A 15,149-nucleotide genomic window follows, 5' to 3' on the forward strand; every position below is an offset into this window, starting at 1 on the left:
AAGATATCCTTGACAAATTAGTATCTCCTAAGAATCAAGATGTTAAAATAATCGATTTGCACGGTTATTGTAGATATTGAGAATATATGGAAACTGAAAACAAGAAATCTGAAACTGATGAAAAAGTTATCGAGAAAAAACAAGAAAAATTTGTAAATACTCTGGAAAAAAACTATACGGATGCACTAGAGCATACAAAGAATTTTGGAAAAGACTCTTTTGAAAAAATTAATGAGGTTAGTTCTAGTGGGACCAAATTCATAAAATCAAAACCTTATTGGGAATCTTTGAAAAGTGGGTCTCAAAAAATCAAAGAAAAAACTTCTGAACACGGTCTGGAATTTAAAAAAAATAGTCCTAAATTTTACAAGAAAATTAGTAATGCGTTTTTTAATTTCTTTGAGACAATTGTAGGACGAATAAAACTTGGTACTCAATATGGTGCGCCCAGTCTTGAGATCCTAGAAAGACTGGCAAAACTAAATGAGCTTGGAATAATTACAAAAGAAGAATTCAACAGGAAAAAGAAAAAACTCTTAGAGAGAATCTGATAATGAGTAAAAATCTAATAATTTCTTCATTAGTGATAGTAATAGCTATTCTTGTAGGAATTTTAATTATGACTAATTATAGTTGGTTTTCTCAAGAATGGTTAATTGGATTGGGTGTTGTTGCTGTTGGCTCTTCTGTAGAGGGCATTTTGATTTATCTTAAAATTAGAAAATGAATCTTACGGTATGTTTTATGTCAATTTTCTTTGATTTTCGTTTTGATTAGCAAAAATTTCTAGTTCTTTTTATGAGTTTAAAAATTACTGAACAAAAAACGCAATTAACAAAGAATTGTTATCTTGAAGACTTTATTGGGAAAACTGTTTTTGATAGTAAAGGTCAGAATTGTGGTAAAATAAAATCTATTTTGATTGATAGGCAAAAATTTTCAGTGTCTGGCATTTTGGTCAAAAAAAGATTTTCAAAAGAATATTTTTTATCACAGGATTATTTTGAGGAATTCGCTGAATCTGGGCTTACTTTGAACTCGATTCCAATAAAACCTGGAGACAAAGTTGCAGATGTTGATGGAAAGAATATTGGTCGTGTAGTTCAAATAAATCTAAATTCTGATACCAATAAACTTGAGTCCCTTGAGATAAAATCAAAATTCAAATCTGTAATCATTCCATCTGAACGAATTATTGCCGTTGGGGATAAAATCAAAATAAAATTATTCTAAAGAAAGATCTTTACAAATTAATCCAGAATTTACAATTTTTAAATAGATTTTTCATTATCTTTAATTACTCTAAACATGATTTACTGTATGGAAGCATACATTCTAATAAATTGTAATACCGGTAAAGAATCTACAATTATTTCTGAACTGAAACAATTAATTGAAATAATTGAAATTAATGGTGTCTGGGGAAAGTATGATATTTTTCTTAAAGTCTCCACAACTGATCCAAACGGTGTTGAACAGATAGTGAAGCGACTAAGAAATCATCCTGATGTAACTGATACCTATACCATGCATGTTCTTTATGGTCAGGGTGGGACAATAGATAATGAATGAAAAATCCACATGTGAAATAATTGACTTTATCAATGTCGTGTATCGTGAACAAATACCAGGGCCAGTTAAATTTGTGGTAAAAAGAAAAGCCAAGAAAATTGAAAAATTTAACCTAAATGATATTCCTGAATCATTTAGAACATGCACTGTTGAGGAATTGTTCAAAATACTGAAAGAAGCTCATGAGAAAAAACTCTTGAATTTTTAATTTTTTTGCAATTTATGCAACATAATTCTTAGATTTCTTGAAATACCTGAACATAACTACTTGTAAGGGAATTTATCATTAATATTCAAATTAATCTGGAGAACTGTTTGAGAATTGTCATTTGAGCCTATTTTGTATATTGGAATCTTACTCCTAGCTGCTAAACTATTTGGTGAAATTATGCATAGGATTAACCAGCCTACTATTTTGGGTAATGTTCTTGCAGGAATAATTGTTGGACCTGCGCTTTTTGCTCTCGTCCAACCTATTGAAGAAATTGAACTTTTCATATCAATTGGTGTCTTTTTCTTATTTTTCTTAATTGGTCTTGAAGAAATTGATCTTGCAGGACTCTTCCGTGTAATTAGAGGTAGAATATTTGCAGGCTCTGCAGCTGCATTTTTAATCCCTTTCATAGTGGCTGGAATTTTTGGAATGGCTTTGGATATGGATTTTATAAAATCATTTGCGATTGCAAGTGTAATAGCTGCCTCTAGCTTGGGAGTTACAGCCAAAGTTCTAAGTGATCTTGGAAAATTAAAATCTACAATCGGTCTTGAAATTTTTACTGTAGCTGCAATTGTTGAATTCATTGCAATTATTGTGACAAGTATTATGATTCAAATCAGTACTAGTCAAACACCTGTCTTTTCAGAGTTTATCTGGCTATTTGTAAAAATGATCATATTCTTTGCAGTTGCAGGACTTGTATCTGTATTTATTTTACCCCGTTTTTTCCGTTACATAAAAAAACACCTACAGGTAACACAAATTTATTTTGGTGTCGTAATTGGAGTAATCCTGCTAGTTGCATATTTTGCAGAAATTAGTGGAGTTCATGGTGCAATTGGTGCACTGCTTTTGGGGATTGCTGTATCTAGAATGAGTAGAGAGGATTATACCGAAATTTCAAAAAATGTACATGCAGTAGGTTACGGTATTTTTATTCCTATATTCTTTGCAGGAATCGGACTTCACTTCAGTACCGCATTTCTTGATTTAGAATTATGGGTAATAGCCGGATTCCTTGTAATAATGATTGGTGTAAAATTCCTTGGCTCTTACATTGCAGTACGTATTGCACAGATGCGACCTGCAACAACTGTTGCATATGGTGTCATGTCAAAAGGAGCAGTTGACTTGGCATTAATGCTGTCTCTGTTACAAGTCAATATTTTGAATAACAGTTTGTTCTCATTATTGGTGCTAGGAACTCTAATGACTATGATAATCTCTAGTGTTGAACTTCAGCGTAAACTAAAGAAAATCATTCATTTCAAAGTTGGGACTATTGAAATGGGATTGGTTCCAGGTTATTTTAGAAGGGTAGTTTCAGATGTTACTGCGATGATGGTAATCAATACTGCATATCTAAAGACAACAAAGGATGTTACAATCAAAGACTTTCTTGAAAATAATACATTAGGCAAAATGCCTTTCTTGGTTTTTGATGAAAATGAAATCCTGGTCGGAGTTGTCTCAAAACGTGAAATAGAAAAATCCCACAAAAAAACTCGTGATATTACAACTGTTGGTGATGTAATGTATGAAAAGGTTCCAACAGTATTGCCTAGTGAATATCTTTATTCTGTAATTCAGAAGATGAATTCTTACCCCTTTGATATGATACCTGTAGTTGATCCTGAAGATTTGAAAAAAGTAGTTGGAATAATTTCAAATCATGATATAATGAATTTATTGGTGGAACCAAAAAAACCATAGTTAATTTTTTTAAATTAATCTTCAGGTATATTGTCAGTGTTTATTCTCTTATCAAAAACCAGACATGCAGTAAGATCTCCTGTAACATTTACCATCGTTCTTGTCATATCTAAAATCCTATCGACCCCCAACAAAAGCACTACTGCAACAGGTGGGATGCCTGCTGTTATCAGAATTGTTGAAAGTATTACAATACCTGTTCCAGGAGCTGAAGGTGCTCCAATTGATGCTGCAAGCGCTGTTAATGTGATTAGCAATATTGTAGTAAATCCTAAATCAATACTGAATAATTGTGCTAGGAAAAATACTGCTACAATTTGGTATAGTGCAGTGCCATCCATGTTAATTGTTGCACCCAACGGAATAATGAATTGAGACACCTTTGGTTTTACTTTCATTTTCTCTTCTGCTGTCTTAATTGATAATGGCATTACTGCTGCAGAACTGGAAGTTGAGAATGCCAATAACTGTGCATCCTTCATCATTGCAAATGTGGTTGATAATGGTCTCTTTGCAACAAATTTGATGATTAGCATATATGCCAATATCATAATAAAAAGACCAATCACCACTGTTGTCATGTATGCTCCAAGAACTGCAAGTGCTGAAAGACCGACTTTGGATGTGATTCCTGCAATTAATCCAAATGCTGCAAATGGTGCAAGACGCATTGCCCATGAAACTACTTTCATGGTGAGTTTTTGTATGGATTCTAACAAGTCAAGAATTGGCTGAGAACTTTTTTTAGGTAATGCAATCATCGAGACTCCTACAATTAATGCAAAAATAATTATGCTTAACATTTCACCGGACATAAAAGACGATAATGGATTACTTGGAATTAAGCCAACAATACTCTGTGGAATGTCATGTATGTTGAATTCTGTTTTTTCAACAGGCTCCATATCTTCAATACCAAAACTTTCTCTAATCAATGAACTATCAATAAAATTTCCTGGTTCTATTGCAGATACAATAAGAATTCCTATTGTTAATGCAATGATGGTTGTTAATACAAAATACACTGATGCTCCTAATCCAAGTTTTTGTAACTGCTCCATACTTCCAGAAGATGTAATTCCTCGAATTATTGATGCAAAAATTAAAGGAATAATGATCATCTGAATAATTTTTAGAAATAAATTTGCAGGAATAGATAACCAGTCTGTAATTAGCTCTGCAGTATTTTTTTCAACGAGACCCATTTCTGGACCTAGAATTATTCCTGCAATTAGCCCTAAAAATAATGCAAAGAGTACCTGTGCCCAGAGTTTTTTCTTAACTAAATACGTAATTTGAGGAATAGGATAATTGAAAGACTTGATTGCCATGTTTTTTGAAGGATTCTCTATAATAATAAAAAGAGGTATGTTCTCGAACTTGAAAATCTTATTTTCCTTTTTAGTAGTATGGTATTCAATTATTGGTATTGAAACTTCTAATCTCGCTTTTTGTGATATCTGCTGCCGTAGTGGGCATTAGTGGTATAGGGATTTTTTTAATAGAGTCGCCTTATGAGGATGCTCAAATTACAAATTTGCTTGATGCATTTTGGTGGGCATCAGCTACTGTTACAACAGTGGGATATGGAGATGTGGTTCCTGTTACAGAACTTGGAAGGGTAATGGGAATTGTTTTGATGTTTGTAGGAATAGCAATTATTGGTACTTTTATTTCTGCACTAGGTGCATTACTTATTGGATCTAGATTAAAGAAGCATGAGACTGTTGAATCTTCAACAAAGTCATTGATAATTAAGAAAATTGGCGATATTGAGAATTTGGAGAAACATGAGGTTGAATTGTTAATCTCAATGGTAAAAGACTTGCATGATGAAGCAAAAGATAATCGTCAAAAAAATTGAAATGAAGTTTATTCTTATTTCATCTCAGTTTAAATTTTATTTTAACAATCATCCTTTAACAAATCCTTTATGTAACAAAATATTCTCCTAATCATGATAACCAAAAAAATCAAAAAAATTGTTATTCCATTTGATGGTTCCATATGTTCAAAACATGCATTTGACATGGCACTGAATTTGGCACAAAAATATAACTCAAAATTAATTCTACTCACATGTATTGAAAAGATAAACGGAAGTTGGTATGGGAAAGAATTTTCACATTTGTATCAAAAAGATGTAAAAAAATATCGAGAAAAAATCCTTAAAGAAACATCAAAATTAGAATTGATTTCTAAAAAGAAGAAAATCACTACGGCAACAAAAATCTTTGTAACTGATTCAATAGTTGATCAAATACTTTCATTTACAAAATCCAACAAAGCTGATATGATTGTCATGGGCTCACATGGAAGATCTGGGATTGACAAATTAATACTGGGCAGCATTGCAAATGGTGTTGTTCAAAGGTCTAAAATTCCTGTTTTGGTAGTAAGATAGACTAAAAGAAAATTTATTGATTGAATGAACTGCTTTCTTTATTTTCAAGAATGAGATTCTGAATATCCTTTAACTTTCTAAAAAATCACTCTAATTTGAATGGATTTTGTTGTTATTGAAATTATTGTAATTGGAATTTTGATATGCTTTTATGCTCTTTTTAGTGGGCTTGAAATTGCAATTGTTGGGGTCAGACGTTCTAAAGTTATTCGTATGTATAGAAAAAACATTCCTGGTTCATCACCTCTCTACAAATTAAAAATGAACCCCGCAATGATGACCTCTGGTGTTAATTTGGGAAATACCTTGGTTAATGTTGCATCTTCTGTTCTGGCAGCTGATGTTGCAATAAAACTACTTGGAAGTCAAGGAGTTGGGATAATTATTGGAATAATGACATTTGTAATTTTGATTTTTGGAGAAATATTGCCTAAGACATTTTGTAATGTTAATCCTGAAAAAGCATCTTTAAAACTAAGTGGGATTTTATTAGCATTCACTTATTTGATGTATCCTTTTGTTAAACTCTTAGAATACATCACCCGCTTCATCTTGAATCTTTTTGGCGGTTATTCCCAAAGACCCAGACCAATCACTGAAGAAGAAATCAAGGAAGTAATAGATTTAGGCTATGCCGATAAAGCCCTTGAAAAAGAAGAACGTGATCTTGTGTATAATGCATTAGAGTTTGATGATAAACCAATTAAAGATGTTATGACTCCAAAAGAAAACGTTTTTTCATTGGATGGAGCATTGACATTATCAAAAAGTATCTCAAAAATTAAAGATAAGGGATTTTCACGAATTCCAGTTTATGAAAAAACATTAGATAATGTTGTTGGGGTATTGCATATTTGGGATATCGCAAGACTGACTGAAAAAAAATTCTCCACTACTAAAATAAGCACTTTGTCCAGAAAGCCTTTCTTTATTTATTCCAGTGAACGAATTAGTCATCTTTTGATTGAACTTAAGAAACAAGATATGCATATGGCAATAGTTCTAAATGAGCAAGATCAACTGGTTGGAATCATAACCGTTGAAGATTTGTTGGAAGAAATTGTAGGCGACATTGTAGGCGAGGCAAAAAAACAATAAATTTATTTTTGAATTAATTGATTTAATACACAATTACTTAAATTCCTCAAATTAAGAAGTCCAATAATGGCTGAAAATACTCAAAAAGAAAAAAATGATGATTTTGAAGTATTTGAAAAAGTTAACCAAAGATATTTTGCAGAAATAGAACATTCAGTCCCACATTTTCAGCAAACATTATTTGATTTACAAAATGAGTGCTACAAGAATTGGAAGAATGCTATTAATGCAAATGTTGCATTGCAGAAAGAACTTTTAGGAAAATCAGGTTTTAATTTCACAATCCCAAAAATAACTCAGAAAATAATTGATAGTGTCGGTGAGGAGATTGTAAAATATCGTCTCGCGTCTATAAAAATTGCAATTTCATCAATAGAGTCTGTCACAAAAAATGTTAAAACATGGAATGACAATGCAAATGTCTTTGTTGATTTGAATCGAAAACTCATGCATAATTGGCTATCCCCATTCATTACAAAATCAGATACTCAAAAATAAAAAAACCCTCCATTGGTGTAATAGTTATAATACTCTCAGTTGCATATTTTATGGTATCATGAGTTTTTTGTGGCCGTTCTGAAATAACAAAAACAAAATAAAGTTTTTCAATATGAAATCTATACTAAAAAAATTCCTGTTTTATTTTTCTTCAGGCTCGTTAGCTTTGTCTCTTACCTTTTTGAGAATGCAAAATTTACTTAGACTTTTGAGAAATCCCATTACACTAGTCACAAATTAGTTCCTTATGTATGTTGAAAGTAAATAGAATTACTAGTTTTCATCTATTTTTTTATTGTATTCATCCACTTTTAGATTGTATTTCTCTATCTCTATATTTTCTTCATCTATACTACCTTCGAATAATTCGGGATTTTCTTTTTGCGCACGCTCCATTAATTTCTTAAATACGTCTGGATCATCTCTTTGAAGTTCTAAGAGTATCTTTCCAATGGATTCGTCTAGATTGCTCATGTTATAATTTGAATTATCCCGTATTTATTCTCAATTCAAATTTAGTCTACTGTTTGCCATTTACTGAATAATCGTATAACATTCTTGCTTCCTTCCATTGATACCATACAAAATTCCATGCCAGATCATCAATGGATTGTCTTTCCTCTTCTGTTAACTGCCTGTCTCTAAGATTGTAAATTATTTTATTTCTAATTGTTCCCAGCCTTAGTCCTAGCATTACACATTCTCTGTTATTATCTGGTAATTCTTTACCTCTGAAATTATTTGATTTTGAATCAAACACTTCAAAATGTTCTTTATGCCACTTGAATTTTGATTTTTCAAAAATTTCAATTATTAACTCTATTGTGTCATAATCTAATTTTTTCTTATCCAGTTTCTCTTTGATAATTTGTTCTGATTTCTCTTTTCTTTGCCTGCTAATTTTTTTCTCCAAATCCTTTAGATCTTTTATTATTTTTTCACCCATAAGTTCAACCTAATGTATTTCTAAAATTGTCTATTAATAACTCTAAAATGAAATTAAATAATTATTAATGAAATTACCTTTCTCTCAACATGCCTCTAGATAAAATTCCCGATACTGAGCAATACATGCCTTCTCATAAATCTACTATTTTACATGTTAAAGGAAAACCTGTTGCATGCATTATTGATAATGTTCCAGATGCTAAATCACGTTTTCATGAAATCTCTAAAAATGATGCATTACAGGCAAGCTTGATTGGATTTCTAAACAAACATGATGATTTAGGTCTGTTAATGGGATTCAAATTAAAGATTAAGACAGATAATGATTTTTTTGAATACACTGTATACCCCACGGAGGAGTTTATTGATACAGTGATTTTTGATGAATCTATTTTTATCATTAATGATAAATTAGAAAACCTTTTTTCTTTAAGAAAAATTATAACCGATCAATTCATCAAAACTAAAACAGAATTTGACAAGTTTCAAAAATTGATTCCTAAAAATCCTGAGAATTCATAATTTCAAAATATTCAATAAACAGATATTGTAATTTTTCTTATGTCAAATTTTTCACAAATGTTAAAGATTCGAGAGCCTGAATTACTAGATCGTGAAGATGGTCATTGGTACAAGACAAAATTTGATAAAATCTATCCATCCATCAGTACTATTTTGTCTGCAACATCTTCAGATGACAAGCAAAATAGTTTGAAATCTTGGCGAGAAAATGAGCCTGCACATGAATATATCACTGCTCAAGCACAAGATATTGGAACACAATCACACAAGATAATTGAAGACTATCTGGGTAATGTTTTATCATTAGAAGAATTTGACTTACTTCCAATTGCGCATTTTAATAATTTAAAACCATATTTAGAAAACATTTCTGATGTTGTATCTATTGAACAAAGAATGTATTCTGATAAATTAAAGGTGGCTGGGACTAGTGATTTAATTGCAAAATACAATGGTGAAATATCCATAATTGACTATAAGACAAAAAGAAAACCTCAGATGGACGAATACATGTATGAGTATTATTTACAAACTACCTGTTATGCTCAAATGTTTCATGAAGTAACAGGTCAGAAAATCAATCAAGTGGTCATTCTAGTTAGTAGTGAAAAAAACACACGTCAAGAATTCATAAAATCATGTGATGACTATATTGAACCAGTAAATGAAAGGATTGAAAAATACTATCTGAATAGTCTTAATTGACCATATTTGTCAAGATCGTAAAACAAAGGCTTCTATAGTGTCAAAAATGTAAAAAAGAGAAATGAAATACCTCTGCAGAACCTGCAAGAAAAAATGTGATGATATTCCTACACATATGATGAAAGTTCACAATTTTTCAAAAACAATTGTGGAATCTCAGCTTAAAGCAAATCCTAATTGTTACAAGAACTCCTTTGAAGTTTTAGAATAGATCCTATTTGATTTCATTTTAACTGCAGTCAAATAGAATTACCTTTATGTAGCACAATTTAAAAAATTATTTAGTTTCTATGAAAGTTGCACTAATCTATAATGAAAATATCATTGATCCAAATGATGTAATCAATGTTTTTGGAATGACCACAAAAGAGCATTACAGCTCAAAAGCTGTAGAACGAGTTGCAAGATCATTAGAACGAGGGGGGCATACAGTTAAGGTAGTTCAAGGCGACATCCATCTAGCTGATGAATTAAAAGAATTCATGCCCAAGGTAGTTGCAGGTGAAAACCCTGGAATGGTTTTCAACATGGCATATGGTATACAAGGTCAGAACAGATACACACACGTTCCTGCAATGATGGAAATGCTTGGTATCCCATACATTGGTTCAGGTCCTGCAGGACATGCAATTGTTCAAGACAAAGTGATGACAAAGATTGTTTTACAAAAAAATAATATCTCCACCCCTGGATTCTGGGTTTTTCGAACACCTGAGGACACTTATGATGATTTAGTTTTTCCTGTAATTGTTAAACCAAAACTAGAATCTACCTCGATGGGAATGGAAGTTGTAGATAATTGGGATGACCTTCGTGCAGCTGTAAAAGTACAGATTGAGAAATTTGAACAAGATATACTGGTTGAACAATTCATTTCAGGTAGAGAATTTGCAGTTGGTATGTTAGGTAATAGCCCTAACATCGATGTTCTTCCAATCGTCGAAATTAATCTCGATGATCCAGATCAAATACAAACAATTTCTGATAAAAAGAAAAAGGGAGGAGTTGAAAAAACATGTCCTGCAAACTTGTCAAAGGAAAAGGCAGAGGAGATGAGACAAATGTGCAAAAGGGCATTTAGCTGTTTGGGTCTAAATGATTACAGTAGAGTTGATTTTAGAATGGATAAGGATGAGAATCTTTACATTCTTGAACTAAACTCGATGGCTAGTCTTGGACAAGGTGGGTCTTTTTATTATGCTGCAAAGACTGCTGGATACACATATGATTCCTTAATCAATAAAATTTTAGATGTTGCAGTCATTCGATATTTTGGTTCCTCAATACAACAGCATACTGCTGATGTTGATTTAACACAACCATTGCGTGTTGTGGCTAGAACTTATCTGAGGGGTCATTTACAAAGTCTCAAGGAAACATTACGTGGCTTTGTGAATCTAAATACCCATGTTTACAACATTGAAAATATCAATCATTTGGGAACTACCATCTCAAAGCGATTAAAACATCTTGGATTTAGTGAACATATACACAGGCAGCATGACGTGGGTAATTTTTATTATTTTAAAAATCACTCTGAACCTGAAAATGATGTTTTATTAGTATCCCATCTAGATACACACTATGGTCCAGATGATTTAATCAGTTTCCATGAAGAAAATGATAAAATTGTTGGTTCCGGGATAGCTGAAAGTAAAGGTGGATTGACTGTGATGTTGGGGGCATTACATGCATTAAGATTTGCAAAAAAACTCAAAAAAATCAGATGTGCTGTGTTACTTACAACTGATGATAGTTTAGGAGGACGGTACAGTAAGAGGTTTGTTAAGGAATACTCTAAAAAATCAAGATATGTCCTTGGATTAAAATCTGCAAGTAAAGATGGTGGAATAATTACGACTTGTTATGGGAGAAGTGATTATCAAATAAGATTTACTAGCACTGCTGAGCAATCAGGTTCTGATATTCATGGGATAATACCTGTTTTAGCAAAAAAACTAACTGCAATTGAAAAGCTTTCAAAAGATGAAAAAGATTATCGTTTAAGAACAACATCTGTTATTTCTAAAGGATCTCATGGGCAAACTCCTAATTTTGCCACATTAACTCTGATATGTAGTTACAAAACAACAAAGTTTGGTGAATTATTGGATACAAAAATCCAAACTATAATGAAAAAAAGAGAAACAGGCTCTCCAAAATTAGATGTTTCAATAAATAAAATTCAAACAAGACCACCAGTAATAGAAGAATCTTCTGATACACAATTTTATGAGTTAGTAGAAGATCTTGCAAAAAAACATGAAATTAAAATTAAAAAACATTCTCAACTAATCTCTTCAGATATTAGCAATGTACCATCTAAACTTCCAGCATTGGATGGATTTGGACCAGTTGGCCATAACTATCGTTCAACAAAAGAGTATATTGTTCATGACAGCATTGTGGAGAGGGCTGCATTGTTATCTTCAGTATTGTTCAAATGCGCTGAGAAATAATTTTTAATTCTTAATTCACTTCACGAATAAACGTATTTTCACCATCTACAAAATTCTTGCAAGTCTCACACAGCCAATATGTTGATTTTTCATCCTTCATCCATTTTGGAAGTCTTCTACCTTTACATGTTTTACAAAATAATGACATAATTCCTACTCTTTTTACTTCTATTTGTACCGGCGTTATTGTCTATTTTGGGATTTATTCATTCCAAATAGATTGAGTCTTGAGCCAAGCAATCAAATCTTTATACAGTTTACTTTTTTGCATGTTTAGAACTCCAATTTCTAAATTAGTTGATGATTTGACTGTTTTTGTATACTTTTCATAAACTGCAAAAATTATCTTATCTAGAAACATCTCATTTTGCATCTCTTTTTTAGCTAATTCCTCGGATTCTGTCATGGCAAAACTTGCAAACAAAACACCATCAACCCAATATGCATTAGCAGCCTCTAGTGATGACATCATTCCAATCAAATCATCAAGATTTAGTTTGATCATGTCTCGAACGTAAATTCTGTCGTATGGTTTATGCACAAACTCTGTCATGAAAATTCTCTTTGATAGAGGCTAATGAGTATTTGGAAATTTTATAACTAGTTTTTCTTTAATATGATCATGGATGAAAAATCAGAAGATTTACCTGAACATGATCTATTTGTAACAGAGTTCCCAAAAAAAAATTTTGGAATTGTGGATTATCTTCAGGGTCGTGTGCATTTTGCCCTACTGGATCAAATGAAACTAATGCATACGTCTGGCATGACAAAGATGGAAATCAAAGAAAAAATCATTTCATCTGTAACTGAAATAATTGATAATTTTGACCCTCAAAAAGAATCAAAAAGTTCTTGAATCCATTTTGTCTGATTCTGCCATGATGATTTTGTGGCATTGACAATAGCAATTTGTATGTGGCATATCATGTTCGTTTCTGTATTTGCATTCTTTGGTATGCTCTATCATCGACATTATTTGGAATCCTTTAGACTATGCTTTAGTAGGATCACGGCTTAGAATGTTTAGGACGTGCTCTACAATCTGTTTTTGTCCTCCCTGTTGAGTATCAGTTCTTACTGAATCTGAACCCATACTGACAAAAATCAGATTCTCATCACCTAATGGAAAAGTCATTCTGGTAATCTTTTCAAATGCTGCAACAGCATATAGTCCATTACCAATTTTTGGACTCAATGCTTTTCTTCCCTTCCAAGCAGATGCCGCTCTTTTCAATGAAGATTCTGTCTCTTCTTGAGAAAGATAATTTGTTATTCCCTCCCTGTGATTTGTAGCAAGTATGTTTCCTTCATTATCTGTAACTATGCTATGTCTGATGTTTGTATCTGAATCCATTATTCTCTTTAAGAGATTTTCAAAATTCATGCCAACTATAATGCAAAATATTACTTAAGTAATTCTCAAAACATTATTCCTGATTTTTATATTCAAAATAATCAACAAAGGCATCATTGAGATTTTTTAGTAATTTCTCCTCTTTAAATCCTGATTCTTTTAATTCATCCCATGATTTTTCTATCTCTTTTTTCAAAACGTATAATGTTCTTTTATCATCACAATGCATATTGGATTAACCCTAATCTCGAATTTATTGGTGTCTCTAAATGACTGATTCTACTGGAATTGAAATTTTCTTTTTTGCAATTTTGACTGAAAGCCATCCAACTATGGCTCCAGGAATGCTCATCACTCCTAAAATTATACCTAATGTCTCAGAAAACTCTGGAAGTAAATCATAACCTGAAACACCGCTGAATACGTAAAACTGGATAAATGCCATGCCGATTAATGGCATACTGAAAATAAGAAAAACAGAACCAACAAGCGCACCTGCAATATTTTCACCATATTTTTTGATTTTAATTTTTTTGCAAATAATTGCATCTGCAATTATGGCAAAAATCATCGGCAATACAAACCATGGAAGATACCCCCAAAGAAATTCTGCTGGAATAATATTTGATGTTACATTTAGAGTGATGAACACTGCAGTAACTAAAGTTGCACCTCCAAACTTTCTCACTGATTTAGCAGAAGTCCAGAAAATTAATGTGCTAAAAAACGGCATTGTACTTGCAGCAATTATTATTGCTACATATGGGTCAGGATCTAAATCTAGTGTGTCTCCTGTTGATATTGGTAGTGTAAATTGAAAGATAAATCCAATTGTAATGAACCATAAAACTCCATATGCAAAAATTAATGCCGGTTTCACAACTTTGAAATTAAATGGTACTAATCTTGCTAATCCTATGACTGTTCCAACTGATTGAATTAAAATTCCAGTAATCAATGTCAAATGCGTGGGGCTAAGTAATCCGTCTGTTCCAAACATTTCATGCCAGTAAAAATCTCCGGGACCTGCAATTATCTGAAATAACCCTCCGATAATCAATAGCTTTAATCCCAGTGCAAAGGATTCTTTTCGAATTTCTTTATTTTTTAACAATGAATATACTGCAATGATTGCTGAAATCAATCCTATTCCTACTCCTGAATAGAGTACTCCGTGGGGTGGAGTGAAAAATGATTCTGGCTCTCCTAGTTGATGGCTAGTAATGTCCCAACTTCCGCCCCATGTCTGTAAAATCGTCCCAAATAATGCAATAATTAGAATAACTATGATTAGATTATATGACAAATCAACAATTTTCTTAAAAAATTACTTTATGAATTTTATGAATGAAAAAATTAGGCTTTAGATGTTCTAAAGTCCTTCATCAGAGTTTTCTGATTTTTGTTTGCACCAACAGTTAGAACTGCATGTGAAATTTAATCCTGACATTTCAGTCGTCTGAAATGAGCCAAGAGATTCCAATTGCCTCTTCCCATGATGATTGGTTATTGTTATCTTGCATACTGTAAGTATGGAAATTTTCTATTTAACACAGATGAATGATTTATCAGTATCAATACTATGTACAAATTAGTAGTGATTCTTTATATCTAAAATAGATTATTTTTTGTACCCGACCATAAATGGTGAGAAAT

Annotated in this window: 23 protein-coding genes; 15 read left to right on the forward strand and 8 right to left on the reverse strand. The window is 32.0% G+C overall.

Going from position 1 to position 15,149, the window contains the following annotated elements:
* Window positions 1-86: 86 nt before the first annotated feature.
* The 6 genes from C6990_RS03290 (at window position 87) to C6990_RS03315 (ending at window position 3,502) form a co-directional block, all read left to right on the forward strand.
* Window positions 87-551 carry an SHOCT domain-containing protein gene (locus tag C6990_RS03290; protein ID WP_182128343.1) on the forward strand — a complete coding sequence of 155 codons (465 nt, stop codon included), beginning with the start codon at window positions 87-89 and terminating at the stop codon, window positions 549-551.
* 2 nt (window positions 552-553) lie between these two features.
* On the forward strand, window positions 554-727 hold the full coding sequence (locus C6990_RS03295; RefSeq protein ID WP_182128345.1) for a hypothetical protein: 174 nt from the start codon (window positions 554-556) through the stop codon (window positions 725-727).
* Window positions 728-798: 71 nt separating this feature from the next.
* On the forward strand, window positions 799-1,233 hold the full coding sequence (locus C6990_RS03300) for a PRC-barrel domain-containing protein (RefSeq protein WP_182128347.1): 435 nt from the start codon (window positions 799-801) through the stop codon (window positions 1,231-1,233).
* 87 nt (window positions 1,234-1,320) lie between these two features.
* Window positions 1,321-1,572 (forward strand): Lrp/AsnC ligand binding domain-containing protein, encoded by a 252-nt coding sequence (locus C6990_RS03305; protein ID WP_182128349.1) that lies wholly within the window; start codon window positions 1,321-1,323, stop codon window positions 1,570-1,572.
* Complete coding sequence (locus tag C6990_RS03310; protein ID WP_182128351.1) at window positions 1,565-1,780, forward strand: hypothetical protein; 216 nt, start codon at window positions 1,565-1,567, stop codon at window positions 1,778-1,780. The genes C6990_RS03305 and C6990_RS03310 overlap by 8 nt, the downstream gene beginning before the upstream one ends.
* A 114-nt stretch (window positions 1,781-1,894) precedes the next feature.
* Entirely contained in the window at window positions 1,895-3,502 is a 1,608-nt protein-coding gene (locus tag C6990_RS03315; protein ID WP_182128354.1) for a cation:proton antiporter domain-containing protein, read from the forward strand.
* 14 nt (window positions 3,503-3,516) lie between these two features.
* On the opposite strand, the gene C6990_RS03320 is transcribed toward C6990_RS03315, so the two are convergent.
* The gene (locus C6990_RS03320; protein WP_182128356.1) at window positions 3,517-4,833 is read right to left on the reverse strand and encodes a dicarboxylate/amino acid:cation symporter; all 1,317 of its coding nucleotides are present in this window, start codon (window positions 4,831-4,833) and stop codon (window positions 3,517-3,519) included.
* Window positions 4,834-4,931: 98 nt separating this feature from the next.
* On the opposite strand from C6990_RS03320, the gene C6990_RS03325 reads away from it, so the two are divergent.
* The 4 genes from C6990_RS03325 (at window position 4,932) to C6990_RS03340 (ending at window position 7,502) form a co-directional block, all read left to right on the forward strand.
* Window positions 4,932-5,366, forward strand: coding sequence for a potassium channel family protein (locus C6990_RS03325; RefSeq protein ID WP_182128358.1), 435 nt, complete (start codon window positions 4,932-4,934; stop codon window positions 5,364-5,366).
* A gap of 93 nt (window positions 5,367-5,459) precedes the next feature.
* Entirely contained in the window at window positions 5,460-5,906 is a 447-nt protein-coding gene (locus C6990_RS03330) for a universal stress protein (RefSeq protein WP_182128360.1), read from the forward strand.
* Window positions 5,907-6,005: 99 nt separating this feature from the next.
* Entirely contained in the window at window positions 6,006-7,004 is a 999-nt protein-coding gene (locus C6990_RS03335) for a hemolysin family protein (protein WP_182128362.1), read from the forward strand.
* Window positions 7,005-7,070: 66 nt separating this feature from the next.
* The gene (locus C6990_RS03340) at window positions 7,071-7,502 is read left to right on the forward strand and encodes a hypothetical protein (RefSeq protein ID WP_182128364.1); all 432 of its coding nucleotides are present in this window, start codon (window positions 7,071-7,073) and stop codon (window positions 7,500-7,502) included.
* Between the two features lie 273 nt (window positions 7,503-7,775).
* On the opposite strand, the gene C6990_RS03345 is transcribed toward C6990_RS03340, so the two are convergent.
* Window positions 7,776-7,976, reverse strand: a complete 201-nt coding sequence (locus C6990_RS03345) for a hypothetical protein (RefSeq protein ID WP_182128366.1) — start codon at window positions 7,974-7,976, stop codon at window positions 7,776-7,778.
* 46 nt (window positions 7,977-8,022) lie between these two features.
* Entirely contained in the window at window positions 8,023-8,448 is a 426-nt protein-coding gene (locus C6990_RS03350; RefSeq protein WP_182128368.1) for a hypothetical protein, read from the reverse strand.
* An 89-nt stretch (window positions 8,449-8,537) separates the two neighbouring features.
* On the opposite strand from C6990_RS03350, the gene C6990_RS03355 reads away from it, so the two are divergent.
* From C6990_RS03355 to C6990_RS03370, 4 genes are all read left to right on the forward strand, one after another.
* Window positions 8,538-8,972, forward strand: a complete 435-nt coding sequence (locus C6990_RS03355; protein ID WP_182128370.1) for a hypothetical protein — start codon at window positions 8,538-8,540, stop codon at window positions 8,970-8,972.
* Between the two features lie 39 nt (window positions 8,973-9,011).
* A complete protein-coding gene (locus tag C6990_RS03360; protein WP_182128372.1) occupies window positions 9,012-9,677 on the forward strand; it encodes a PD-(D/E)XK nuclease family protein in 666 nt (221 codons plus the stop codon).
* Window positions 9,678-9,738: 61 nt separating this feature from the next.
* Window positions 9,739-9,888, forward strand: coding sequence for a hypothetical protein (locus tag C6990_RS03365; protein WP_182128374.1), 150 nt, complete (start codon window positions 9,739-9,741; stop codon window positions 9,886-9,888).
* A gap of 79 nt (window positions 9,889-9,967) precedes the next feature.
* Window positions 9,968-12,136 carry a M20/M25/M40 family metallo-hydrolase gene (locus C6990_RS03370; RefSeq protein WP_182128376.1) on the forward strand — a complete coding sequence of 723 codons (2,169 nt, stop codon included), beginning with the start codon at window positions 9,968-9,970 and terminating at the stop codon, window positions 12,134-12,136.
* A 10-nt stretch (window positions 12,137-12,146) separates the two neighbouring features.
* Here the strand turns inward: C6990_RS03370 and C6990_RS03375 are convergent, their stop codons facing one another.
* Complete coding sequence (locus tag C6990_RS03375; RefSeq protein ID WP_182128378.1) at window positions 12,147-12,284, reverse strand: hypothetical protein; 138 nt, start codon at window positions 12,282-12,284, stop codon at window positions 12,147-12,149.
* Window positions 12,285-12,338: 54 nt separating this feature from the next.
* A complete protein-coding gene (locus C6990_RS03380; protein WP_182128380.1) occupies window positions 12,339-12,689 on the reverse strand; it encodes a hypothetical protein in 351 nt (116 codons plus the stop codon).
* Between the two features lie 69 nt (window positions 12,690-12,758).
* Between C6990_RS03380 and C6990_RS03385 the strand changes: the two genes are divergently transcribed.
* Complete coding sequence (locus C6990_RS03385) at window positions 12,759-12,995, forward strand: hypothetical protein (protein WP_182128382.1); 237 nt, start codon at window positions 12,759-12,761, stop codon at window positions 12,993-12,995.
* 135 nt (window positions 12,996-13,130) lie between these two features.
* Here C6990_RS03385 and C6990_RS03390 read toward each other — a convergent pair whose 3' ends face one another.
* Genes C6990_RS03390 through C6990_RS03400 form a run of 3 tightly spaced genes read right to left on the reverse strand, consistent with a single transcriptional unit; the run spans window position 13,131 to window position 14,799 of the window.
* Window positions 13,131-13,523 (reverse strand): hypothetical protein, encoded by a 393-nt coding sequence (locus C6990_RS03390; RefSeq protein ID WP_255465157.1) that lies wholly within the window; start codon window positions 13,521-13,523, stop codon window positions 13,131-13,133.
* Between the two features lie 43 nt (window positions 13,524-13,566).
* Window positions 13,567-13,722, reverse strand: a complete 156-nt coding sequence (locus tag C6990_RS03395) for a hypothetical protein (protein ID WP_182128384.1) — start codon at window positions 13,720-13,722, stop codon at window positions 13,567-13,569.
* A gap of 36 nt (window positions 13,723-13,758) precedes the next feature.
* Window positions 13,759-14,799: a hypothetical protein gene (locus tag C6990_RS03400; RefSeq protein ID WP_182128386.1), complete on the reverse strand. Its 1,041-nt coding sequence runs from the start codon at window positions 14,797-14,799 to the stop codon at window positions 13,759-13,761.
* Window positions 14,800-15,149: the final 350 nt, after the last annotated feature.

The sequence above is a fragment of the Nitrosopumilus sp. b3 genome (assembly GCF_014078525.1).
Taxonomy (GTDB): Archaea; Thermoproteota; Nitrososphaeria; order Nitrososphaerales; family Nitrosopumilaceae; genus Nitrosopumilus.

What these genes read in the sequence shown, in the direction of transcription:
- C6990_RS03290 (WP_182128343.1), top strand. Translation starts at nt 87, where the DNA reads ATGGAAACTGAAAACAAGAAATCTGAAACTGATGAAAAAGTTATCGAG.
- C6990_RS03350 (WP_182128368.1), bottom strand. Translation starts at nt 8,448, where the DNA reads ATGGGTGAAAAAATAATAAAAGATCTAAAGGATTTGGAGAAAAAAATT.
- C6990_RS03295 (WP_182128345.1), top strand. Translation starts at nt 554, where the DNA reads ATGAGTAAAAATCTAATAATTTCTTCATTAGTGATAGTAATAGCTATT.
- C6990_RS03380 (WP_182128380.1), bottom strand. Translation starts at nt 12,689, where the DNA reads ATGACAGAGTTTGTGCATAAACCATACGACAGAATTTACGTTCGAGAC.
- C6990_RS03375 (WP_182128378.1), bottom strand. Translation starts at nt 12,284, where the DNA reads ATGTCATTATTTTGTAAAACATGTAAAGGTAGAAGACTTCCAAAATGG.
- C6990_RS03355 (WP_182128370.1), top strand. Translation starts at nt 8,538, where the DNA reads ATGCCTCTAGATAAAATTCCCGATACTGAGCAATACATGCCTTCTCAT.
- C6990_RS03330 (WP_182128360.1), top strand. Translation starts at nt 5,460, where the DNA reads ATGATAACCAAAAAAATCAAAAAAATTGTTATTCCATTTGATGGTTCC.
- C6990_RS03360 (WP_182128372.1), top strand. Translation starts at nt 9,012, where the DNA reads ATGTCAAATTTTTCACAAATGTTAAAGATTCGAGAGCCTGAATTACTA.
- C6990_RS03370 (WP_182128376.1), top strand. Translation starts at nt 9,968, where the DNA reads ATGAAAGTTGCACTAATCTATAATGAAAATATCATTGATCCAAATGAT.
- C6990_RS03395 (WP_182128384.1), bottom strand. Translation starts at nt 13,722, where the DNA reads ATGCATTGTGATGATAAAAGAACATTATACGTTTTGAAAAAAGAGATA.
- C6990_RS03335 (WP_182128362.1), top strand. Translation starts at nt 6,006, where the DNA reads ATGGATTTTGTTGTTATTGAAATTATTGTAATTGGAATTTTGATATGC.
- C6990_RS03385 (WP_182128382.1), top strand. Translation starts at nt 12,759, where the DNA reads ATGGATGAAAAATCAGAAGATTTACCTGAACATGATCTATTTGTAACA.
- C6990_RS03310 (WP_182128351.1), top strand. Translation starts at nt 1,565, where the DNA reads ATGAATGAAAAATCCACATGTGAAATAATTGACTTTATCAATGTCGTG.
- C6990_RS03320 (WP_182128356.1), bottom strand. Translation starts at nt 4,833, where the DNA reads ATGGCAATCAAGTCTTTCAATTATCCTATTCCTCAAATTACGTATTTA.
- C6990_RS03345 (WP_182128366.1), bottom strand. Translation starts at nt 7,976, where the DNA reads ATGAGCAATCTAGACGAATCCATTGGAAAGATACTCTTAGAACTTCAA.
- C6990_RS03300 (WP_182128347.1), top strand. Translation starts at nt 799, where the DNA reads ATGAGTTTAAAAATTACTGAACAAAAAACGCAATTAACAAAGAATTGT.
- C6990_RS03340 (WP_182128364.1), top strand. Translation starts at nt 7,071, where the DNA reads ATGGCTGAAAATACTCAAAAAGAAAAAAATGATGATTTTGAAGTATTT.
- C6990_RS03305 (WP_182128349.1), top strand. Translation starts at nt 1,321, where the DNA reads ATGGAAGCATACATTCTAATAAATTGTAATACCGGTAAAGAATCTACA.
- C6990_RS03365 (WP_182128374.1), top strand. Translation starts at nt 9,739, where the DNA reads ATGAAATACCTCTGCAGAACCTGCAAGAAAAAATGTGATGATATTCCT.
- C6990_RS03390 (WP_255465157.1), bottom strand. Translation starts at nt 13,523, where the DNA reads ATGAATTTTGAAAATCTCTTAAAGAGAATAATGGATTCAGATACAAAC.